General features: G+C 34.3%; 25 protein-coding genes, 1 tRNA gene and 1 pseudogene. 20 read left to right on the forward strand and 7 right to left on the reverse strand.

All coding sequences use genetic code 11. The features are described from left to right. The 9 genes from traK (at position 1) to AC1Q5Z_RS13870 (ending at position 6,078) form a co-directional block, all read left to right on the forward strand. Positions 1 to 624, forward strand: coding sequence for a conjugative transposon protein TraK (gene traK, locus AC1Q5Z_RS13830; RefSeq protein WP_492445404.1), 624 nt, complete (start codon positions 1 to 3; stop codon positions 622 to 624). 53 nt (positions 625 to 677) lie between these two features. Further along, positions 678 to 1,073, forward strand: a complete 396-nt coding sequence (locus AC1Q5Z_RS13835; protein WP_482500983.1) for a hypothetical protein — start codon at positions 678 to 680, stop codon at positions 1,071 to 1,073. Positions 1,074 to 1,077: 4 nt separating this feature from the next. Then, positions 1,078 to 2,364 carry a conjugative transposon protein TraM gene (gene traM / locus AC1Q5Z_RS13840; protein WP_492445406.1) on the forward strand — a complete coding sequence of 429 codons (1,287 nt, stop codon included), beginning with the start codon at positions 1,078 to 1,080 and terminating at the stop codon, positions 2,362 to 2,364. Between the two features lie 17 nt (positions 2,365 to 2,381). Further along, positions 2,382 to 3,212 carry a conjugative transposon protein TraN gene (gene traN / locus AC1Q5Z_RS13845; protein ID WP_492445408.1) on the forward strand — a complete coding sequence of 277 codons (831 nt, stop codon included), beginning with the start codon at positions 2,382 to 2,384 and terminating at the stop codon, positions 3,210 to 3,212. Between the two features lie 27 nt (positions 3,213 to 3,239). Then, positions 3,240 to 4,043, forward strand: coding sequence for a hypothetical protein (locus AC1Q5Z_RS13850; protein ID WP_492445410.1), 804 nt, complete (start codon positions 3,240 to 3,242; stop codon positions 4,041 to 4,043). Positions 4,044 to 4,070: 27 nt separating this feature from the next. After that, positions 4,071 to 5,102 carry a hypothetical protein gene (locus AC1Q5Z_RS13855; RefSeq protein ID WP_492445412.1) on the forward strand — a complete coding sequence of 344 codons (1,032 nt, stop codon included), beginning with the start codon at positions 4,071 to 4,073 and terminating at the stop codon, positions 5,100 to 5,102. A 22-nt stretch (positions 5,103 to 5,124) separates the two neighbouring features. After that, positions 5,125 to 5,412 carry a hypothetical protein gene (locus AC1Q5Z_RS13860; protein ID WP_056253943.1) on the forward strand — a complete coding sequence of 96 codons (288 nt, stop codon included), beginning with the start codon at positions 5,125 to 5,127 and terminating at the stop codon, positions 5,410 to 5,412. Between the two features lie 83 nt (positions 5,413 to 5,495). Next, positions 5,496 to 5,771: a DNA-binding protein gene (locus AC1Q5Z_RS13865; protein ID WP_492445414.1), complete on the forward strand. Its 276-nt coding sequence runs from the start codon at positions 5,496 to 5,498 to the stop codon at positions 5,769 to 5,771. Continuing rightward, on the forward strand, positions 5,758 to 6,078 hold the full coding sequence (locus AC1Q5Z_RS13870) for a hypothetical protein (RefSeq protein ID WP_492445416.1): 321 nt from the start codon (positions 5,758 to 5,760) through the stop codon (positions 6,076 to 6,078). The genes AC1Q5Z_RS13865 and AC1Q5Z_RS13870 overlap by 14 nt, the downstream gene beginning before the upstream one ends. A 40-nt stretch (positions 6,079 to 6,118) precedes the next feature. Here AC1Q5Z_RS13870 and AC1Q5Z_RS13875 read toward each other — a convergent pair whose 3' ends face one another. From AC1Q5Z_RS13875 to AC1Q5Z_RS13900, 6 genes and pseudogenes are all read right to left on the reverse strand, one after another. Then, complete coding sequence (locus AC1Q5Z_RS13875; RefSeq protein WP_482500992.1) at positions 6,119 to 7,426, reverse strand: site-specific integrase; 1,308 nt, start codon at positions 7,424 to 7,426, stop codon at positions 6,119 to 6,121. A 291-nt stretch (positions 7,427 to 7,717) separates the two neighbouring features. Continuing rightward, a tRNA-Tyr gene (locus tag AC1Q5Z_RS13880) sits at positions 7,718 to 7,798 on the reverse strand. A gap of 460 nt (positions 7,799 to 8,258) precedes the next feature. Next, positions 8,259 to 8,645, reverse strand: a pseudogene (locus AC1Q5Z_RS13885) (TlpA family protein disulfide reductase); the annotation flags it as partial. An 18-nt stretch (positions 8,646 to 8,663) separates the two neighbouring features. Continuing rightward, entirely contained in the window at positions 8,664 to 9,425 is a 762-nt protein-coding gene (locus AC1Q5Z_RS13890; protein WP_198857907.1) for a DUF4369 domain-containing protein, read from the reverse strand. A 263-nt stretch (positions 9,426 to 9,688) separates the two neighbouring features. Then, entirely contained in the window at positions 9,689 to 10,129 is a 441-nt protein-coding gene (locus AC1Q5Z_RS13895) for a KTSC domain-containing protein (RefSeq protein ID WP_095931645.1), read from the reverse strand. A 210-nt stretch (positions 10,130 to 10,339) separates the two neighbouring features. Then, complete coding sequence (locus AC1Q5Z_RS13900; protein ID WP_289057382.1) at positions 10,340 to 10,588, reverse strand: hypothetical protein; 249 nt, start codon at positions 10,586 to 10,588, stop codon at positions 10,340 to 10,342. A gap of 82 nt (positions 10,589 to 10,670) precedes the next feature. Between AC1Q5Z_RS13900 and AC1Q5Z_RS13905 the strand changes: the two genes are divergently transcribed. From AC1Q5Z_RS13905 to AC1Q5Z_RS13945, 9 genes are all read left to right on the forward strand, one after another. After that, positions 10,671 to 11,213 carry a hypothetical protein gene (locus AC1Q5Z_RS13905; RefSeq protein WP_289057380.1) on the forward strand — a complete coding sequence of 181 codons (543 nt, stop codon included), beginning with the start codon at positions 10,671 to 10,673 and terminating at the stop codon, positions 11,211 to 11,213. Beyond that, positions 11,213 to 11,362: a hypothetical protein gene (locus AC1Q5Z_RS13910; protein ID WP_343584306.1), complete on the forward strand. Its 150-nt coding sequence runs from the start codon at positions 11,213 to 11,215 to the stop codon at positions 11,360 to 11,362. Before AC1Q5Z_RS13905 ends, AC1Q5Z_RS13910 begins: the two co-directional genes overlap by 1 nt. Before the next feature lie 111 nt (positions 11,363 to 11,473). Beyond that, positions 11,474 to 11,707 (forward strand): hypothetical protein, encoded by a 234-nt coding sequence (locus AC1Q5Z_RS13915; RefSeq protein ID WP_111289368.1) that lies wholly within the window; start codon positions 11,474 to 11,476, stop codon positions 11,705 to 11,707. Next, positions 11,679 to 12,077 carry a YchJ family protein gene (locus tag AC1Q5Z_RS13920; protein ID WP_343584303.1) on the forward strand — a complete coding sequence of 133 codons (399 nt, stop codon included), beginning with the start codon at positions 11,679 to 11,681 and terminating at the stop codon, positions 12,075 to 12,077. Before AC1Q5Z_RS13915 ends, AC1Q5Z_RS13920 begins: the two co-directional genes overlap by 29 nt. 106 nt (positions 12,078 to 12,183) lie before the next feature. Next, complete coding sequence (locus AC1Q5Z_RS13925; protein WP_492445420.1) at positions 12,184 to 13,302, forward strand: vWA domain-containing protein; 1,119 nt, start codon at positions 12,184 to 12,186, stop codon at positions 13,300 to 13,302. A gap of 158 nt (positions 13,303 to 13,460) precedes the next feature. After that, positions 13,461 to 14,924, forward strand: coding sequence for a MoxR family ATPase (locus AC1Q5Z_RS13930; protein WP_343584301.1), 1,464 nt, complete (start codon positions 13,461 to 13,463; stop codon positions 14,922 to 14,924). Positions 14,925 to 15,024: 100 nt separating this feature from the next. Further along, complete coding sequence (locus AC1Q5Z_RS13935) at positions 15,025 to 15,879, forward strand: EamA family transporter (RefSeq protein WP_343584299.1); 855 nt, start codon at positions 15,025 to 15,027, stop codon at positions 15,877 to 15,879. A 452-nt stretch (positions 15,880 to 16,331) separates the two neighbouring features. After that, positions 16,332 to 17,618, forward strand: a complete 1,287-nt coding sequence (locus AC1Q5Z_RS13940) for a Glu/Leu/Phe/Val family dehydrogenase (RefSeq protein WP_198857913.1) — start codon at positions 16,332 to 16,334, stop codon at positions 17,616 to 17,618. Positions 17,619 to 17,752: 134 nt separating this feature from the next. Continuing rightward, entirely contained in the window at positions 17,753 to 18,976 is a 1,224-nt protein-coding gene (locus tag AC1Q5Z_RS13945) for a sterol desaturase family protein (RefSeq protein WP_343584294.1), read from the forward strand. A gap of 217 nt (positions 18,977 to 19,193) precedes the next feature. Here the strand turns inward: AC1Q5Z_RS13945 and susR are convergent, their stop codons facing one another. Next, positions 19,194 to 20,792 (reverse strand): SusR family glycan utilization regulator, encoded by a 1,599-nt coding sequence (gene susR, locus AC1Q5Z_RS13950; RefSeq protein WP_198857915.1) that lies wholly within the window; start codon positions 20,790 to 20,792, stop codon positions 19,194 to 19,196. Between the two features lie 483 nt (positions 20,793 to 21,275). On the opposite strand from susR, the gene AC1Q5Z_RS13955 reads away from it, so the two are divergent. After that, the gene (locus AC1Q5Z_RS13955) at positions 21,276 to 21,800 is read left to right on the forward strand and encodes a DUF5004 domain-containing protein (RefSeq protein WP_198857916.1); all 525 of its coding nucleotides are present in this window, start codon (positions 21,276 to 21,278) and stop codon (positions 21,798 to 21,800) included. Between the two features lie 8 nt (positions 21,801 to 21,808). Further along, complete coding sequence (locus tag AC1Q5Z_RS13960) at positions 21,809 to 22,891, forward strand: hypothetical protein (RefSeq protein ID WP_198857917.1); 1,083 nt, start codon at positions 21,809 to 21,811, stop codon at positions 22,889 to 22,891. Positions 22,892 to 22,902: the final 11 nt, after the last annotated feature.

Here is a 22,902-nt window from a genome sequence, read left to right on the forward strand (position 1 = left end):
ATGTTTAGTAAAATGAAAAATATAGATACTGCTTTTCGTCATATAAAAGGATTTACAATGCTGGTTATCCTTTGCTGCGCTGCCATAACCTCTTATTCTGTTTATAAAAGTTTCAGTTCCGTCGCTTTGATGCAGGACAAGGTTTATATCCTCGCAAATGGAAAGGCGCTTGAGGCATACGCATCAGACCGTAAGGATAATGTACCTGTTGAAGCAAGGGATCATGTTAAGACATTCCATCAGTTTTTCTTCAGCCTTGACCCAGATGATAAGGTAATCAAAGCCAATGTAACAAAGGCCTTGTATTTGGCTGATAATTCTGTCAAGCGCATATATGATGATCTAAAAGAAAACGGATATTATTCGGGAATTATATCAGGAAATATCAGCCAGACTGTTATTGTAGACAGCGTAACCTTTGATATTAATGAATATCCCTACCGCTTTAAGTGCTTTGCCCGGCAGAACATCATAAGAACAACAAGCATATTGAACAGAAATCTGATTACGGAAGGAACGCTGCGAAATGTTTCAAGGAGCGATAATAATCCGCATGGTTTTCTGATTGAACGCTTCAATACTCTTGAGAACAAAGATCTTGGAACAGTAAACCGAAAGCCATGAGAAGTCTGTTGCGAAAACAAAGACAGAATGTAAAGTCTTCAAGGTCATATCTGATGATCACATTCTGGTGGGTAACAAAAATGAATAGGCTGACTAGAGACCTTTCAAATTCACAGCTTAAGTTTTCAGTAATCATTTTTGCGGCCCTTGGAACGATTTTATGTGTTTATAACGCATTGAGCGGTTTTCTGTCAGAAAGTCAAAAATCAATGAACATTGATGCAGTAAAAGTGCTTAAGCCTGCTTATAGTGATGAGGGAGGCCATATGCATGCTCTGGATCTGCCATTTAACAAATATGCTGAGAGATCCGATATCAGCAGATATATTGACAGTGTGATAAATGCAATAGACTTAACCGATTTGTCTAAAAATCAAAATTCCAACGCTGAAGATTTTAGCATCAGTCCGAAGCTCAAGTCAACTAATTCATCTAACTATAAAAAATAAGATTATGGAACATAAAACACTTTCAGCCAGAGAGAAAAAGAATCGCAGTATGATGCTGGTTCTTCCATTGCTTGTTCTTCCATTTATAACCATGCTTTTCTGGGTGCTTGGAGGAGGCAAAGGAACAGAAAATCCAATTTCAGGAATTGAAAAAAAAGGATTTAATATGCTGCTTCCAAATCCAAAACTAAAGGAAGATTCCAGTTTGGATAAAATGAGCTATTATGACCAGGCATCAATTGATTCGATAAAACTGCAGGAACAAAAAAAGAAAGATCCTAATTATTCGGTTGGTGCGGAAGATAATGATAATCTTGAATCAAAACGTTTTTTTGATACGGATGAGGTTGCATGGAATGATAAACAAAACGGACTGAAAACAGACTATCTAAAACCAGAGAATGAAAAGAAGATGTACCAGAAACTTGAAGCGCTCCAGAAAGCTATTGCTGAACCTCCAAAAGAATATCAGAGCGGTCAGGATATGAGGGAATTTCAGTACCAGAAAATGCCTCACGGTGAATCAGCCGAGTTGAATAATCTTGAACAGCTCATGGCAGCCATGAGTGCGCCTTCTGAGCCTGATCCTGAACTTGCCCAGCTTGGCGGCATGCTGGAAAATATTCTGGATATCCAGCACCCAGAACGTGTACAGGAAAAACTGCGTCAGAACTCAAAGCTTCAAAAAGGAAAAGTTTTTTCAGTGAACAGAAAATCTGAAGAGCAAAACCTAAGCTCTCTTCAGACCAACAAAGTAAATTATGAGCAGTCAGCAAATTCATTTTATTCGCTTGATGGTGAAATCAACGATGAACAAAATCAGAACGCAGTGGAGGCAGCTGTTCATGAAACGCGGACGATTGTCAACGGTTCTATTGTAAAAATCAGACTTGCAAGTGACGTTTTTATCAATGGCGTACTAATTCCAAAAAACAGTTTCGTTTTTGGGACAGCGTCACTTAAGGGAGAAAGGCTTGAAATAAAGATCAATACCATAAAATACCAGAATTCCATTTTCCCGGTTGAACTATCCGTCTTTGATATAGACGGCATTAAAGGCATTTACATTCCTGGAACCATAAACAGGGATGTAGCAAAAGCATCCGCTGACAGGTCCATGCAGAGTATTGGACTGGCAGGAGTCAGTGATTCTTGGGGAGCTCAGGCGGCAGGAATGGGAGTGGAGGCAGCCAAATCACTTTTAAGCAGGAAAGTTAAGCTGATAAAAGTAGCAGTCAAGGCAGGTTACAAAGTGCTTCTCTACGATGAAAAAGAAAAGAATGAACAATAACTTTAAACTAAAAGAAAATGAAAAATTTAAAGACACTATTTATCACATTTATTTTTCTGGCTGGTTTTTCAGTTTCTGCACAGTATGATGCTAAAGCCGAATTTAATAATATACAGCTTAGCTATTCAAAAACCACCAGCATTTTATTTCCGTATGCGGTAAAAAGCCTGGATGTCGGAAGCCGTGATGTTCTGGTGCAGAAAGCTAAAGGAGTGGAAAATATACTGCTTCTTAAAGCTGGAAAGCAGAATTTTCCGCAGACTAACCTGACTGTTGTAACTTCCGACGGTAATCTTTACAGTTTCATTTTAAATTTTGATGATCTGTGTCCTACATTAAATGTGGATGCACGGTTACGAATTGGTGACGATAAATCGCTGCTGTTTTCCCTTGAGAACGAGAACCAGAAAGAAATAAAAGAATATGCTCTGCTTGCTCTATCAAAGAAAAATAAGGTAAGTGGACTGGTTTCAAAAAATGCAGAAATTGAGTTTAAGGTTGACGGCATATTTATTCATCAGGACGTGATGTATTTCAGAGTGTTTTTAGGGAATGATTCCAGAATTAATTACGATGTGGATCAGCTTCGTTTTTTTATCCGAGACCAGAAAAAATCCAAAAGAACTGCAGCTCAGGAAATAGAATTGACACCGCTTTTATGCACCGGAGAATTTAGCAGGATTTCCGATAAATCTGAAACTACAGTAGTATTTGCCATAGCTAAATTTACGATACCGGAAAAGAAGAAATTCACAATGCAGGTCTTTGAGAAAAATGGAGGCAGGCATCTGGAACTTAACATAAAAAACAGGCACCTGGTAAATCTTGAAATACTGGGTAACCTATAATCAGTACTAATTTTAAATGTGAATATCATGAACGAGAAAAATGTACAGTATCTGAAAGACCAGTTAAAATATACTGGATTCGGAGAAACTTTTGATGCTGAATTAAGAGAGAATATTCAGAAAGGGGATAAGGGCTTTAAATTGATGCATACTGGTATTATGAACAATGGTGTCTCTAACAAAGATACAGTCACCGTTGAACTGAATTTTAAAAAGTCCGACCAGAGCGATATGTATTTTTTCAATTCCTATCAGGTTAATCTCCAGAAAGAAGATAATAAGCCGGGATTGGAACAGACTTTTTATATTAATAATGACAATACCAGCATTACTCTCAAAGAGGCGTATAATTTGATGGAGGGCAGATCGGTCAATAAGGATTTAAAGAATAAGGACGGTGAAGCCTATAATTGCTGGATTCGTATGGACTTCAAAGAAAGTGACGACCGTGGAAATTTTAAACTTCAGCATTATCATCAGAACTATGGATATGATCTGGAAGCTTCGCTGGAAAAGCATTCGATAAAAGAACTTCTGACACCTCAGTACAAGGAAGATCTGATGAACTCTCTGAAAAAAGGCAATCTGCAGTCCGTAACTTTTGTGGTGGGAGGAGAGGAGAGAAAACAGTTTGTGGAAGCTAATCCCCAGTTTAAGACTATTAAGGTTTATGATTCTTCTCTGCAGAGAATAAATGACCGTGAAAGCAAGAACGAGAAGCAGTCGCAGTCCAAAGGAAAGAGCGCAGACCTGGCTGACAATTCCGATGAGACCTCTCAGAAAGAAAAAAAAAGTAATTCCCGTTCAAAAAAAGCGGGCAGATCGGTTTAAGGTGGTTAAATAAATTAAAACTGAGTTATGTCTTCTGAAAACAATCGAGTAGAAAATGAGATAAAAGTCTGGCAGTCCAAGGAAGAAAAATTAAAATTTTTATTTCAGAACAGCCCGCAGATAGAACGCTCTTTTGGAATAGAGAAACTGAAATTTTTTAAGATGCTGCTTTTTAAATATGAAAAGACGAAAGCTGTAGATGAAAAAATAACTGTCAGGTTTCTTAAGCATGAATATAATAAATTGAAGCATCAAGTCTATCCCAATATCATTGTTAGGCTTGTAAATGAAGCGCTTAGTGCTGTCGCTTTTCAAAGGATAGATAAGCGGGATTATCTTAGAGATCTGGAATTAAACAAAAAGACGTTGGAAGACCAGCTGATAAAATGCGGTTTTCATGAGGCTTATGGCAAAGTATTGGCGAATATGCAGGAACAGCTGTTAAATTTTACTGTTCCTGTTTCTTATCACATCTCAGAAAATGAGCGGCTTGAACATTCACTTCAATTTGTAAAAGATGCGCAAGGGGCCTATCAATTTGATGGATTCAGATCAATTCTTCATACAGATTCATCGCCATCCAGTCGCAGCGTTCACTACTTTAAGAATGAAAAATCTGAGGACTTTAGTGCAGCTGAAGCATACGAAATGCTTGCGGGAAGAGCAGTTCTAAAAAGAGGAACTTGGAAACAGTTTAACTTCAACGACAGGGATCTTATTGACAATTATAGAATACATGAATTTCCAGAATCGTATGGATACAATGTAAGCGATGCTTTAAGGACTGTTCCTCTTAAAAATGATGACTATGAGACATTCGAATCCCTGGTCGATTCTTTGAAAAAGGGGAAGAGGGAAGAAGTTGTTCTTATGATACAAGGGAGAGAAATGAAGGTTTTTTTGGAAGCAAATCCACGGTTTAAAACCTTGAATTTTTATAATGACAGAATGCAGAAACTTAGTCTGGCAGAAATTAAAAGCGGCTGTAAAATTAGCCCGCTGCTGAAACCACAGCACAATATTGAGACTCAGACCGCAAAAAAATCTCATCATATGTGATGTTTATTTATCTTATACAGTTATGGAAAATCTTAAGCTTTTATCGGGATTTTTTCAGGCAATTGAAAATGATTTCAGAATCAGCACAACTCACATTGCAATTTTTGCCGCCCTGCTTCAATTTCGGGCAAACAGGAATTTTATAAACCCAATACAGGCATACAGTATTGAAATCCAGAATATCGCTAAGGTCGTATCTCCAAAAACTTATCATAAATGCATGCGCGAATTAGATGATTACGGTTATCTTATTTATGTCCCGACAAAGAATAAGAACAAAAGAAGCAGTGTTTATTTTTATCTGGAATAAGCTTTGCGGCAATTTTTTAGGAATGACGATGATCTTTTTAAGTATATGATTTAATTTTTTGTAACGTATTAAGCCGGTATTTTATGGAAGAACTTATAACGAAAGACGATTTAAGGCAGTTTGGACTGTTAATGACCGATACAATCCGTAATGCGGTTTCGGAAGCTTTTAATGCTGAAATTATTGAAAGGGAATCTGAGTGGCTGAAAAGTAAGGCTGTCCGCAGGATGCTCGACATTTCTGCCGGATCTGTTCAGACTCTTAGAACATCCCAAAAAGTACGTTTTAAGAAAGTGCTTGGATCCTATTATTACAATAGAGAAGATATTCAAAAACTTTTTAGGGATGAAAAAGACTAAGAAATTAAAAGAAAGCAATATCATGGAATATCTTTCAGTTTATATTGCTGATCCAAAGCTTAATGTGTGGCATTTGTCAATTTTAACGGCAATATTAGGATTGGGTTACAGACAGGGGCAGGGTAGGAGGATACAAGTCAGCCGAAGTAAAATTATGGAAACGGCGCATGTAAATACACTGCCGACTTATCACAAATATTTTAAACAGCTGCAGGATTTAGGTTATATTAAATACAGCCCGTCTTATCATCCGGGTTATAAAAGTGTAGTTAAACTATATAAAAAGAGGCTATCTCAGAATTGTTGAGATAGCCTCTCTGATTTTAATTACGATATGAAAGCAAGTTTCAAGAAGTTATGTTGTATTTCTTTTTAATTGCCTGGATTTCTTTTTCAAGTCTTCCGAGAACCGCTAAATCTGGTTTTGAAATCTTGGAAGCGTTTTTGTTCAGCTTTTTATTCAGAATAGACATTTCACGACCGATTGTAGCCTGCTCAGTTATAGCATATGCCTCAGTCTGTTTTACCGATGCATGACCCAGCAGTTCTTTAACTACATTAATAGGGACGTTGTTATTTAATGTCACAGTGCTTCCAAAAGTACGGCGGGCCATATGCGTGTTTAATGTAAAAGGAAAGCCACACAAGACTGCCACCTCTTTTAGATACTCATTCATTTTCTGGTTGGATGAAACAGGAAGCACGGTTCCACGCTGGATACACAGCGGGTGCTCTTTATATTTTTCAACTATTTTCAGTGCTTGGGGAAGAAGAGGTACATTAAATGATGAGTTTGTTTTCTGCCTTTCGGACATAATCCATAGATTCCCATCAATGCCTTCTTTGATATCAGTTTTCTTTAATTGATAAGCGTCTATGTATGCCAGGCCAGTGTAGCATTGGAAGACAAATACATCCCTTACGACATTGAGCCTGTCAGTTGTGAAATAATGACTTTCAAGTTCGTACAATTCCTGTGCGGTGAGTGGTTTTTTTACCAGTTTTGTTTTACGTCCCTTAAAGTTCTTAAATGGGTCCTTGGTGATTAATTCCTTATCAATGGCGCGGATTACAATCTTTTTGAAATTTGCAATATACTTTAGGGTTGTGTTGTTGCTGCAGTCTCGTACAGTTCTAAGGTAAAACTCGAAGTCCTTTACAAACTCGAGATTCAAATCCGCAAATTCAAGATCGTGCTTTTTTAGCTTGAATTTTATAAAAGCAGTCAAATGGTTTTTAGTAATGGTAAACCGGTCAAGGGTGCCTTTTGCATAGCCTTTTCCAAGAAGCGCCTCCATTTCATCATTATGCTTTTGAAATTCTTCGAGCACCTTAATCTTTGGCGCTGTCCTTCCCAGAACCTCGTCCATAATTTTCTCAGCGGTTATGGTTTTGCCGCTGTACATCATTTCGGTTTTGATTTCATTGATTTTTAAAGTCAGCGAATCCAAAAAGAAGTTCAGCGACTTTGCATCTTCCTTTGAGCCGACCGCTCTTTCGAACCTTTGATCCCATCGTGTATTATCCCATTTTCTTTTCGTTGAGCTTTCCTTACGGATACCGTCAACAGTTATTCTGAAATATACGATCCATTCTTTACTTTCTATTTTGGGTCTTTTTAAAAAGAATCCCAAACCAAAACTGCTTTCCAACATAATCCTACTTTTTAAATTAATAAATGTAGAATAATATTACTGCCAAATCAAGTCGTTAATCTCGTTAACCCCTGTAATATAAGGGATTTTTACTGTTTCTGGTGCACTTTTCAGCGCGCCGGAAAGTGCACCGATTCTGCACCTTTAATTTTGTGAGGATTTATAAATATTGAAAATAGGCCTAAAATAAAAAAAACCTGCAAATCGTTGAATTTGCAGGTCTTCAGACATTTTTTGTGGCTTTTTGAAAAGATTGAAAACTTTAAGTTTTCCGCCTTTTAGGCCTTTCCGTGGGGAGAGCAGGATTCGAACCTGCGAAGTTCACACAGCAGATTTACAGTCTGCCCTCGTTGGCCGCTTGAGTATCTCCCCGATCTCAGCTTATTGTGCTTTGTTGTTCTTAGCGGTGGCAAAGATAGCAACGTTTTCTACATTTCCAAACAAAAAAACGACTTAATTTTAAGTTATTTTAAAGTTATTTTTTAATTATCTGGAATTGAATAAAATAAAAACAAGCTAAATTTAGTTTTTTTTTAAAATTTCACGAAAGAAAGAATATTCTTAAGTGTTGTCTATGGTTTTTACTTTGGATTTTTTCTTCAATAAAGTTGCCAGGCATTACTTTTATTGATGTCTTAGACGGAATATTGAGAATATAATTTCTAATTTAATCTTGATTTGTAATTGTCTTTTTCTAATCGAAAAAAAGCAGGCAGTTTAAAAATTGTCATTGTAAATAACCTTTTTAAGACGAGCTTCTGTTTTTAAGGCAATATGTCATAAAACAAAAAAATCTCCACGAGGGAGATTTTTTATTATTTTAAATAGAAGATTATTTTGCTAGCAATTCTTGAATTTTTGCTTTTAATTCATCGCCTCTTAAATCTTGCGCAACTACTTTTCCTGATGCATCAAGAATAAAAGTTGCAGGAATTGCTTCAACATTATATTGTCTTGCAATTGGTTCATCCCAAAATTTTAGATTAGAAACCTGAGTCCAAGTTAAACCATCTTTTGCAATAGCTTCTTTCCATTTTGCAGCATCTTTATCAAGAGATACCCCGATAATGTTTAATCCTTTAGAATGAAATTCTTTGTATAAAGCCACAATATGCGGATTTTCCTGTCTGCATGGTCCGCACCATGATGCCCAGAAATCTACAATAGTTGCTTTTCCTAGACTTTCTTTAAGCGAAACCATTTTTCCTTCTGGATTCGGAGCCGAAAAATCTGCTCTTCATTTACCGCTACCTACCGCTGGAGCTGTAGCACCAACTGATGGCATTTTTGCTTGACCAAATCTAGTTTTGATTTCTTTTCCTGGAGCAGTATTTTTTATAGACTCATCTAAACCATTGTAAAGACCTTCTAATTTTTTCATATCAGCAGTTGGATCATTCAATAAACTTTGAATAATTAAAGCTGTAATGAAAGATTTTGGGTGATTTTCAGCATAAGCTAAATATTTCTTTTTGCTACCGTCTTGTACTTCTTTTTGGATTTCCATGTACTGTTTCATCAAGCCATTGATAGTTGCTGTATCTTGAGCTTGTTGAGCTTGTTTCATTTTGTCGTTGTTCTTTTTCTGGAAATCAATTAAACTTTTTTGAGTTTTGTTCATTTCTTCCATGAAAGTTACGTACTCATCATTGTTGTAAGTTCCAGAAATTTTAGATTTGTGGATACTATCTTTATCAATAGCAATTTTAATTTCCCCAGTTTCTAAGATAAATGGGATAGGTCCGTTAGCACCTTGTAATATTAATGTATGGAAAGCTGGTTCAGTAACTTTTCCTTTAATTTCAAATTTTCCGTTTTCAACTTTTACTGTATCAAGAGAAACTGGCATTCTTGTAGCAGGATCCTGACCTTGCAAGATAATAGTTTTTCCATTTTCAATTCCTGTAGCAGTACCAGTAATAAGGTATTCTCCATCTTTAACTTTACTGCAAGAAATGATAGCTGCAGAAGCTGTAAGTACAAAAAGTATTTTTTTCATTATAAAAAATTAATTAGTTAATTGATTTGTGCAACAAAAGTATCTAAAATTATAAAACATACAGAATTTTGTAACCTAAAATTTTGTTATAGTTTTTTTTGTCTTAAAATGCATGAAATCAGCATGTTTGTTGGTCTAATTTGATCAAAAACTCTTAATAAGAAACTTATTTGGACTATCTGTGTTCAAATATTTGAATTTTAGGCATAAAAAAAGCACTCGTTTAATAGAGTGCTTTTTTGTAAAATATAGTAGAATAAAAATTATTCTTGATTTGTTTTCTTTCTCCAAGTAAAAGAGTTTAATATATGTCTTTTAGCGAATCTTGCTGGAGAATCTGCATTTACCATTTTTACGTAAGTTGCTTTTGGAACACTAATGTATTCGTAAACACTTCCGTTAGAAAAGTCAATAATTAAACGACCTTCAACAAATTTATAATCTGTGATAGAACAAGTTGAAATTGTTTCTGTGTACTCAGGTAAATTAAGTTTGATAGTATCAGGGTGAATACTTACTAAAAAGTGGTAAGCTTCGATAATCGTTTTACTTTTTTCTTCTGCTTCTTTTAAACCAGCTTCATTTCCCACAAATTTATCAGGATGAGATTCTTTCATCGCATTACGATAAATTGTCTTTAAATCTTTTAACTCTGCAGTTTTTTCTACGTTTAGTAACTTGCGGTATTCAACTATTTTTTTCATAAATAAAAGGTAACTACTTGTCTATTAGTTTGAAATCGTTTTGTTTTAGTTCAAATCGACAAATTTTTTGCAAAGGTACACTTTTTTTTAACTTTTCAGTTTTGATCGAAAAAATATTCTTTTTGAATTATGAATTATGAATTATTAATTATGAATTATGAATTCGTAGATTAAAACTCATAACTCATAATTCATAACTTATAACTAACTTTAGTTTTCCGGTTTATGATTTGCTTTATCGAAGTTCCTTGATTTTTTAGGGTATTTATCGTAGCTCATGTCGCTTGGGTTTTCAATAACAGACTTTATTGTAATCCAATCGCCTTCTTTAAATTTAGCTTGAACCATTTTGTAGTCTAAAAGATATACGCCACAGAAATAATTATTATTTTCATCTTTTTCGATAATGCCAGTAAAAACTCCTTTTTGAGGCATATTTTGTTCTAAATCTTTAGACATGATTTTTTTGTTTTGAATTAAAGGAACAAAGGTAAGCAATTAATGTTTTAGGGAGTTCGCTGTAATCTGAGTATATTTGCACATGCAAAAAAACTTTAAACCACATCCTAATTCTTTTAAAAATACGTTTTGTGCTTTTAATGAAGTACTTGCAAATTCAATTCAAGGATTGAAAAAACAATTTGAAAGCAAAGCAGGAAGTACCTATTATTATACAGAAGAAGGAATGTATCGCGTTTCGAATCATTGGGGAAGATTGGCCAATAGTAAATGGCGTTTAATTGCCCGAAATCCAGAAACGGAATCAAAAACTAAAATTGGTTTTGCAAAGTGGGAAGAATTTTATCCTGATAATGCCGAAGAAAAGCTCTACTATATTAAAGCCGATTTTGAAAACAACCTTGCCAATTACGAGCACAAAAATAATCCTGAATATGACGGAAAAGCAGTTTTAAGAACGAGTTCTGAAACCACAAAACGGTTGAAACAGATTAGAAACCTACAGCAGCTGACCAATTGGGCAAAACATTTTGACTATGACGATATTGATGATTTGCGAAAACAAATTATCAACGAATTGATTTTTACTGAAAAAACGTTAGAACAAATTAAAAGAGAAGTGTAATGGGACGTAATAACGAAAGGAACATCAAAAAGCACAATGATAAATTGCACAAAGCCCAGGCAAAAGCCAAACAAGCAGAAATTGCAAGAAAAGAAAAATTAAAGGAAATCGTAAAGAAATTCAACGAAAGTAAAAACGAAGACAATTAAAAGAAAAATTTTGCCATAGATTAAAGGATTTACACAGATTATATTTTTTTGAATTATAAAAAATCATTTTTAATCCTTTAATCTGTGGCAAAAAATAAAACACAAAACCATATGAATTCAAAATTCGAAACACTAAAAGCAAACGTACAGGAAATCATTGATTTGATTGCTGCGAAAAACGATAGAGAAGCAAACAATAAATTATTGGAAGTAAGCGAAACACTTGACGAAATGATTGATTTTGCTGAAGAAGATGAAGAGGTGAGAGAAATCACTCGTTATCAGGTTTTGTTGAATCAACTTCATGTAAAAATTAATGGAGAAGAACCAGTTGATGGAGAATAAAAAATGTTTCTGCGATACAGGATTGCTTTTTGAAAACTGCTGCGGATTGTATTTAAGTGGCAATCAAAAAGCCCCTTCAGCATTGGCTTTAATGCGATCTAGATATTCGGCGTATGCAACTCACGATGCCGATTATCTTATGGAAACAACTCATGTTTCTGAAAGAAAATACTATTCAAAAGCTGAAATTTTAAGATGGGCCGTTTCTAATAAATGGCAGAAACTCGAAATATTGAGTTTTACTGAAAATACGGTGGAATTCAAAGCTTATTTTTTAGATTCAAACAATAATCCGCAAGTACATTACGAATTCTCTACTTTTAAATTCGAAAATGGTGCTTGGTATTATGTAGACGGAAAGTTTGAATAATTATTATATCTAACACTGTTAGCAGCAGATTTTGGTTAAATATTTTAACTAAAAATTAATAAACGATTCGTTTTTCATAATTCTAAAAAGATGTAATTTTAGATTTATGAAAAACGAATTTAAAAAAGGCTTTTATTTTAAGACTTACGAAGCTCCTTTTCAGTCTCCGTTTGACAAACTTTTTACGATTTTTAAAGAGTTAATCACCTATACTTCGGGCGATTTTGATGAAGCAATAAACTGGCTTCGGGAACTGGACAAAGAATACAAACTTACAGACGAAAATTATACAATTGACGACTTTATTGAAGATCTGAAAAAGAAAGGATACATTAGAGATGAAGTAAAAGGAGATGGAAGTTCTGGTTTCGGAATTACTGCAAAGACCGAAAGAGCCATTAGACAGCAAGCTTTAGATCAGATTTTTGGAAACTTGAAAAAATCTGGGAGCGGTAATCATAAAACAAAATATGCGGGAAGTGGCGATGAGCACACGGGAGAATTCCGTGAATATAATTTTGGAGACAGTTTAGAAAGAATTTCTTTAACTGAAAGTCTTCGAAATGCTCAGGTTAATAATGGTGTCGAAAGTTTTATGCTCACTGAAAATGATTTGATCGTAGAAGACGCCCAATACAAAGCGCAAATGAGTACGGTTTTGATGATCGATATTAGTCACAGTATGATTTTGTATGGTGAAGACCGAATAACTCCTGCAAAAAAAGTGGCTATGGCATTGGCTGAATTAATTACAACAAGATACCCAAAAGATACCTTAGATATATTGGTTTTTGGTAATGATGCCTGGACAATTCCGATTAAAGATTTGCCTTATTTGCAAGTTGGACCTTATCATACTAATACAGTTGCAGGTTTGCAATTGGCGATGGATATTCTACGCAGAAAGCGTAATACCAACAAACAGATTTTTATGATTACAGACGGAAAACCAAGCTGTGTTCGCGAACGTGATGGTTCTTATTATATGAATAGTAATGGTTTAGATGAATATATTGTCGATAAATGCTACACACAGGCACAGCAGGCAAGAAAGCTTCATATTCCGATTACGACTTTTATGATTGCTAGAGATCCGTATTTACAGCGTTTTGTGAATCAGTTTACTGAGGCTAATCAAGGAAAAGCATTTTATACCGGAATTAAAGGTTTGGGTGAAATGATTTTTGAAGATTACGAAGCTAATAGGAAGAAGAGGATTAAGTAAAGTTGCTAAGGTTCTAAGATGCTAAGATTCTAAGGTTTCTTTGCATACGCATATAAACGTTGCGTATATTGTAGAGACGCACCGCAGTGCGTCTAAGCACAGTAATGACACAAAGCATTGTCATTAAAAAATAAATAAACAAACTATATTTCAACACAATGGAAATAAATACTATAAAGACATTAGGTCAATTAAAAGCCACTGGATATAAAACTACAAGCATTAAGGATGAATTGCGAAATAATCTTCGTGAAAAAATCAAATCGGGAAAACCTGTTTTTGAAGGCGTTCATGGATTTGAGAATACCGTAATTCCAGAATTGGAGCGCGCAATTTTATCTCGTCATAATATTAATCTATTAGGACTTCGCGGTCAGGCTAAAACACGTTTGGCGCGCAAAATGGTAGAATTATTAGACGAATATATTCCGTTTGTTGAAGGTTCAGAAATTAACGACGATCCGTTAAATCCAATTTCTCGTTTTGCAAAAGATTTAATTGCTGAAAAAGGAGATGAAACACCGATTTCATGGTTGCACAGAAGCGAACGTTTCTTCGAAAAATTGGCAACTCCAGACGTAACGGTTGCCGATTTAATTGGTGATGTCGATCCGATAAAAGCGGCAAATTTGAAGTTGTCGTACGCAGATGATCGTGTAATCCACTTCGGAATGATTCCGAGAGCGAATCGCTGTATTTTTGTTATTAATGAATTGCCAGATTTGCAAGCCAGAATTCAAGTAGCGTTATTCAACATATTGCAGGAAGGTGATATTCAGATTAGAGGTTTCAAATTGAGAATGCCTTTAGATATGCAATTTGTTTTCACTGCAAATCCAGAAGATTATACCAACAGAGGAAGTATTGTAACACCTTTAAAAGATAGAATTGGTTCACAAATTCTAACGCATTATCCGGAAAGTATCGAGATTGCACGAACAATTACTGAGCAAGAGTCTAAATTAGATCAAAATCAGACTGATGTTGTATATGTTCCGAGTTTAGCGAGAGATATTTTAGAACAAATTAGTTTTGAAGCACGCGAAAGCGAATACATTGACAATAAAAGTGGTGTGAGCGCCAGAATGAGTATTACGGCCTTCGAAAATTTAATTAGTACAGCCGAGCGTCGCGCTTTGATTTCGGGAGTTGATAAGACAACATTACGTTTATCGGACTTTGTGGGAATCATTCCAGCAATTACAGGTAAAGTAGAATTGGTTTATGAAGGAGAGCAGGAGGGAGCCGATGTTGTGGCCGAAAGCTTAATTGGTTCTGCAATCAGAACTTTATTCCCTGAATATTTTCCTAAAATCGAAAAATTGGAAAAACCAGACGAAAAAACGCCATACTCTGATGTGGTAGAATGGTTTTTCGCGGAAAGTGGTTTCGAATTATTGGATGATGCTTCAGACAAAGAATACAAAAGTATTTTAGATGAAGTAACGCCATTAGATGAGTTATTAAAAAAATATCAACCTCAATTGGCAAAAGAAGATGTTTATTTTATGAAAGAATTTATTCTTTGGGGATTGGTAGAATATAAGAAACTGAGCAAAGACCGTTTTGCAAAAGGAAGTCAGTTTAGAGATATTTACGGAAGTTATATTAGTAAATTTTAAAAACATAATATTAAAATATAATCTGGTCTAGCTGGTTTTTTAAAACCGGCTGGACTTTTTTATTTTACAATAGCTACTTTTACAATCCAAAAATAAATTTATGTTATTCCTTATATTAAGTATTCTTTGCAGTGTTATTGTAGGTGTTATATTCAAAATTTCTAGAAAATATAATGCTAATCCATCACAAATTATTTCGTTTAATTATATCGCTGCGATTACGCTTTGTTACCTTACTTTTGCGCCAGATCTAAATGCATTAGACAATAATGCGCCATTAGAAATCTACACTTCTGTTGGAATTTTACTTCCGATTTTATTTCTGTTTTTAGCACTTTCTATAAAGTATATGGGAATTGCAAAGACAGATGCAGCACAAAGATTGTCGTTATTTATTCCTATTCTAGCAGCTTGGCTTTTGTTTAATGAAGGATTTAATACTTATAAAGTTATAGGAGTTCTAGTTGGTTTTGCTGCACTTTTGTTCATTTTAAAAAAGCCAGCGGACAACGCAGAAAACAAATGGATTTATCCAGCAACAGTTTTACTTGGTTTTGGAGTTATTGATATTCTTTTTAAGAAAATAGCCTTATATACAGTTGTCCCTTATACAACATCTTTGTTTTTTGTATTTCTAATTGCTTTTGCTGTTTCTATTCTTATAGTGATTTACAAGTTCTTTATACCAAAGGAAAATTTTGTTTTAAAAAGCATTCCTTTTGGAATATTGGTCGGCGTTTTTAACTTCGGAAATATATTATTCTACTTAAAGGCTCATAAAGCATTTGCAGAAAATCCGTCAACGGTCTTTGCAGGAATGAATATGGGCGTAATTATTTTTGGAACTCTTATTGGTGCTTTTTTCTTCAAGGAAAAGCTTTCCAAAATCAATATTTTAGGTTTGTTTTTGGCTCTTATGGCAGTTGTTTTCATATTTTTATCGCAATTACAGTAATTTTTTTAGTTCATAAACCTTTAGTTTACAGTTGTTTTTGTAAGTAAATTAAAAATCTTTCAAATTAACTCTACTAATTCTATAGAATTTATAAATATATTTTTGTAGCTTTGTCTCAACAATGAAAAACTATAGTCAAAATATAAGAACGTCTTTTCCATGCTGCTTTGCGATGTGCTGCCTGATGAATCACGTTTTGAAATGGCGTTAATAGAGAAAGTACTTGTTAGTTATTTTTTTTTTTAGCCTTTCATTGCACCATGAAAGGCTTTTTTTTGAATCATTAAAAAATCAAGATATGAGAACCAACAGAAATATGAAAATTTTGATGCGCCGTTGCCTAATCAAGATTCCGTGTTGCATCGAATTTGAATAATAAAAGAGAACGCGTCTTCAAAAGAGAAGAAGATCAATAAAAATAAAAAGATAACCCAAACCTAACACTATATATTATGAGTTCAGAAATTATAAAACACAATCCGTTTCAATCGATGATTGATCGCTTTAATATCGCTGCAGATATTTTGAATTTAGATGATTCTATCAGACAAAAATTGCAACGCCCAGAAAAACAAATCACAGTAAATTTTTCTATTACATTAGATAATGGAAATGTTCAGAACTTCGAAGGATACCGCGTAATTCACAATACAGCTTTAGGTCCTTCAAAAGGTGGAATTCGTTACGATACTGCTGTAAACTTGGACGAAGTAAAGGCACTTGCCGCCTGGATGACCTGGAAATCTGCTGTAACTGGAATTCCCTTTGGTGGTGCTAAAGGCGGCATTATTTGCGATCCGAGAAATCATTCTAAAACAGAATTAGAAAAAATCACAAGAGCTTACACCAAAGCTTTATCCGATATTTTCGGACCAGAAAAGGATGTTCCTGCTCCAGATATGGGAACTGGCCCAGACGAAATGGGTTGGTTAATGGATGAATTTTCGTTATTGCACGGAAGACCAATTCATGCTGTAGTTACAGGAAAACATCTTCATTCTGGTGGATCTTTAGGCAGAGTAGAAGCTACTGGAAGAGGAGTGAGTATTATTACGCTTTTGGCGCTTCAAAAACTAAAAATCAGACCTGCAAGAGCTACGGCAGCAATTCAAGGTTTTGGAAATGTTGGATTGCATTCTGCTTTGTTTCTTCATGAAAAAGGAGTGAAGATTGTAGCTGTAAGTGATGTTTCAGAAGCATTTTACAATCCGAACGGAATTAATATTCCAGAATTGATCTTGTATTATAATCTGAATAACAAAACGATAAAAGGTTATCCGAATTCGGTTGCTATAAAACATGAGGATTTATTGCTTTTAGATGTTGATGTTTTGATTCCGGCTGCAAAAGAAGATGTTATTACGCAGAAAAATGCTGGAGATATTCAAGCCAGAATTATCGTTGAAGGCGCCAATGGTCCAGTTGCTTCAGATGCAGATCAAATTTTACATGATAAAAATATATTAGTTGTTCCTGATATTTTAGCCAATGCTGGTGGTGTTACCGTTTCTTATTTCGAATGGCTTCAGAATTCGCTTTTGGAGTCTTGGAGAATTCACCAGATCAATAAACGTCTGGAAGATATTTTAGAGAAAGGTTTTGAAACTGTTTTTAGAGTTGCAGTAAAACACAATGTAACGCCTCGTATTGCTGCTTATATTATTGCTTTGAAAAAAGTAGCCGAAACACAATCGGTTAAAGAAGTGGCACTGGAAGCACCTTTATTTAAGCAAAATTAAAAATCAGGTTTAGTTCGTAAAAGATCATTTTCGTTGATTACGTTTTTTGTCTGCTAAAAACGTAATTGATGGAAGTGTCTTTTTCGTTTGAACTAGTAATTATAATTTTTTAGAATCGAAAAGTATCATACAAAATGAAAAACATCAATTTTCTAGCATTTGCCATGCCGGCCTTTTTTCTTTTTTTATTTTTGGAATATAAGCTTGCTCAACGCAGAAAAAGGCCTGAAATTTTTAACTATGAAAGTTCTGTTTCCAATATTTCCATCGGAATTGCAGAGCGTTTGATTAACTTATTTGTTGCGGCGAGTTTTTACCAATTGTATTATTTGATTTATGACGATTATAGAATATTTGAGATTCCGAGTAATGCTTTAGTTTGGTTTGCACTAATTCTTGCTACAGATTTCGTTTGGTATTGGTACCATCGATTAGGACACGAAGTCAATTTTTTCTGGGCTGCGCATATTGTGCATCATCATAGCGAAGAATTTAATTTTACAGCTGCAGCTAGAATTACGACATTTCAAGCCATTATTAGAACGGGATTTTGGTGTATTTTGCCATTAATTGGCTTTCATCCTAAAATGGTTATTACAATGTTGATTGTTCACGGTGCTTACTCTTTCTTCACACATACACAACTTATTGGTAAAATAAAATGGTTAGAATATGTTTTTGTAACACCTTCTGTTCATGGAGTGCATCATGCTTCTGATGAAAAATATTTGGACAAAAATTACGGAGATATGTTCACTTTTTGGGATCGCCTTTTTGGAACTTTCCAAACGGAAGAAGAAAAACCAAAATACGGATTGACGCATCCTTTGAAAAGCTACAGTTTCTTATGGCAACATTTTCATTATTACTTCGAAATCTACGAATTATGGAAACGCTCCAGTGGATTCAAAGCCAGATGGAATGCTATCTTCGGAAGTCCAGCCGATATGGATCAGGATATTCGACCAACTTTAGAAAAACGTTTTCTTCAGGATAAAACAGCTCCAAACCAACGACTTCGGTTTAAGAATTACCTTTATATTCAATTAGGGTTTTGTACGTTTATTTTAACCATTTTCACTTATTATTTTGATTATTTAGAAAGCTACGATAAAATATTTGTGCTTTCGCTGGTCATTATAACTTTAATCAATTGTGGCGCTTTGCTAGAACAGCGTAAATGGATTTATTATCTAGAATATGCTCGTATAGCCTTGATCTCAACTTATTTTCTATATGAAGAAGATTTAATCGCATTTTTCTTTGTTCCAATTGCCGTAATGATTTTTGCAGAGCAGTTATTTTCGCTAAGTAAGATTTATCAAAATACAATTTTGCAATTGGAATCAGTGGAATAATTTTTTTAGCCACGAATTCACGAATTATTTTTTATTATCTATTCGTGTAATTGACCCGCATAAATTTCACGCATCATTTTAAATAAAAATTCGTGAATTCGTGGCGTTTTTTCCTGCAAGGTTTTCAAAACCTTGTAGGTATTGAATGTTTTTAAGATGGGTTATAATAAATATTATAAGACCTACAAGGTTTTGAAAACCTTGCAGGAGCACAAAATTAAATCGTCTTAATTTCCATAATCTTCTGTTCAAAAGTATCTTTAAAGTCGGATTTACTTTTAATTCTCGTTTTGTATGTATAAATTGTAGCTACAGAAAGTTCAAGAAATTCGGCCATTTGATTGCTGTCTTGGATTCCTAATCTGTATAAAGCAAAAATTCGCAATTCGGTATTTAAAAGTTCGCCTTTTTTGACAATGCATTTATGATCGTTCGGGAATAATTTATTAAAATCTGTTACGAATGTAGGGAACAATTTCAAGAAGATTTCATCAAATTGATGGAAGAGATTCTCGCGTTCTTCTTTTACATTGTAACGTTTTAAACTCGCAATAACTTCATCTGTTTTTTTAGTGATGATTTTATGCAACGTACTTTTCTGTATATGGTCTATTTTATTAATGAAGGCCGATGTTGCCTTAATAAAATAGGTAATATATTCTTCTTTAATGGCATTGGCTTCGCTCAAACTCACATTCATTTCCTGCAACTGCAAGTACGAATCGGCCATAATTTTTCTGGCTTTGTTCTTTTCTTTTAATTGTTTGAAAATTATGCCAAGGAAAACGAAAATGATAACCGTTAAGATCGTCAAAAGAATAATAATCTTCTCTAGTTTGTCATTTTTGTCTTTTACATTATTTAATTGCGCTTTTTCGATAATAGGTAAAATCGACGAAATCTCAATTTTTCGATGTCTTGCATTATAAAACGTAGCATCATCCATTGCAATATTGATGTACTCGTTTGCTTTATCCAAATACCCCATTTTAAAAAGTTCATTGGCTAAATTTCGGAGTGCAACGGTTTCTTTCGTCGCATTTTTAACATCGGCAATGGCGGCAAGAGCCAAATATTGAATGGCTTTTTTGGTATAACCCCGTTCAGAATAAATATATCCGAGACTGGAAGTCGCAATTCCGTAATAATCTGGCGGAAGATTGTAGTTGTTAATCCAATAACTGAAAGCGAATTCGGCACCGCGCCAATCTTGTTGTTTCAAGCGTTTTAGGCTTTCGGCAGCCCAATATTCATTCGTATTGGTTCCGATTAATTCTAAAGCTTTCTTTAAGAAATGATTTCCTTGCTGTACATAATGAATATTAAAGCGCTGATCACGGTTGTAATCGGCTAAATCGTAGTAAGCACGAGCTTTTATGTTATAATATTCAAATTTATTTCTTTGATCCAGTTTGGTATCGTCTATAACATTTAGTGTGTCAATTGCTTCTTTAAAAAGCCCAGAAGATAAAAGCACAAAGCCTTCTTTGATTCGGCTTTTAGATAAAAACTTTGGATCTTTTAGAATCTTAGCCTTGATTTTGGACTGCTCTAAATAATAATATGCAGAGTCGTACTTAAAAGATTTGTATTCATCAAACAATGACATATAGCAATTATAAAGCTCTTCGTTGTTTTGACTAAGGGTAAATTTAGATACGCTTTTCTTTAAAGCTTCTATTTTTCGATATTTCTGTTTCAGGTAAATGTCTTTTTTCAAGAGAACCTGATCTAATTCTTCTAAATAAGGATTGTTCTCTTTCGCAGCAAGAGAAAAACCTCCTAAGAAGAAAAGCAGCATCAATATTCTTCGCATGATTTTGTTTTGGTTTAGGGAAAAGATTGGTTGATTGATATAGTTAGTTAATTCGATTTAAAATTAAGAATAAGTTTGAGATTAAGCTAAACCTGTTTTTTTAGAATCTTGTAAATTGTTTAATAAGATAGCTTTGAAAGGGGATTTTCTGGGTGAAAATAAGCTGTAAATGTTAAAAACAGGTAATTTATTTGCAATTATACAATAAAAACTAGTTATATATATGCATAGTGAAAAAAATATCATGATTATTTTACATATTGTCATTTTTACCATTAAAAAATAGCCGATTTTCATCTAAACAGCGTCTTGATTTTTTACTTGTTAGTAAAAATATAAAATATTGATTATTAGTTAGTTGTGTTTTTTATTGTTTGAATTTCATCTTGATTTTTATCAGATTTTTTTTTTAGGATTTATTTAACGTCTAGTTTCGCTGTATCCTTTTGAAGGGGATAACAAACTAACAAAAACCAAAAATTTATGAAATGTAAAAGTCTTTATTGGCTAGCTTTTATGATGTGTTTTTTTGCAATCGGATGCGATAACACAGATGACGGAAGCTATGTAGCACCAATTACTCTTTATGAAAAAGTAAACGGGAATTGGGGATTAACAAATCTGAAAATGGTTGATGAAGTTGCGAAAGCAAATAATATTCAGCCAAACGAAGAAAACTTGAGTACTTATTTTAACTACGAAGATTTTAAAATCAAATTTAACGTAGATGAAAAGAACAATCCAACAAGTTATGAAGTAACAGGAGATGTCCCTCCGTTATTTGCTCCTAAGGGATATTGGGCACTTAGCTCAGAATTTCAATCGTCTATCACTGGTGTTGGAACAAAAATCTATCTGTACAGCGATGCACAGAAAACGCAGAAAATAGATGAACTTAGATTAGTTTCGGTTCCAGGAAAAACCAGAGAAATGCAGATTCAATTGGTACGTTCTTCTGGCGGTGTAGATTTCTTGTCTTATGTGTTTAAATTAAATGCTATTAATTAAAAAGTAATATGAAAAAGTTTATATATACAATTTTACTTGCCTTGTTGATGGCTCCTAATTTTATTCAGGCACAAGAAGCTGCTGGAGCTGTTGGGGCAATGTCATCGTATCCTGCTGTTTACAAATATGATGAACAAGTTACTTGGTATTTTGATATGTCGGCATCGACATTTGCTGAAACAGAAGATTTATATATCTGGATTTGGTCTCCATCTGAACCAGATGCTGGACACTGGGAAAACTCGTCTGACTTTGCAAAACTGAAATACGAGGGAAATAAAATCTGGAGTTTTACGCTAACTCCAACACTTTATTTTTCTAAAACTCCAGAACAAATTGCTGCGAGTGATGGATTTTGGTTTCGTTTAAAAAACAAAAACGGATCTAAACAAAGTGACGTAGCAAATATGGCGTACGTTGATTTTTCTTCTTTTTACACTTCAGGTGAATTATTTAGATCATATCCAACAAAACCATTAATCGATAAACCGGTAAGTATTTTGTTTAATGCAAATCTTAATCCAGCATTTGCGGGCACTCCAAGTGTACATATGCATGGTGGTTTAAATGACTGGGCTATTCAGCAAATGTATGAAGCTGCAAAACCAGATGTTGCTGCAAAAACAAAATTAAAAGACTTAGGGAATGGTTTTTATAAAATGGATTTTATTCCTAAGCAGTACTTTAATGCTCCAGATGATTTTGTAATGGAAAAGATAAACTTTCTGATGGTAGCAGAGAATTGGACAGCAAATTCTGGCGATCAGGTTATTTACGCAGGAGAATTTGTTCCACCACCGCCACCAAGTTTTGCTTTCTTTCCATCACAAATCAGTCAAAAAGATTTTCTTGGAATGTCAAGAAAAAACAATGAGGTAGGTGTAAACAAATTGATCTACACGATTACAGCTGGACCAAAAACAATTTCTGGTGAGTTTACTGGAGGAACTGCAGAAATTAAAGGTTTTGTCAATTTAGTATCAGAATTAAATGGAGTTCCAAGTTTAAGCGAAATCCATGTTTTGGTAAAAGACAACAAAGACAAAACGATTTCGGATACGACGATTCCGCTAAAAACTTTAGATAAATAATCACTATTAAA

The sequence above is a fragment of the Flavobacterium sp. GW823-FHT06G12 genome (assembly GCF_058794775.1).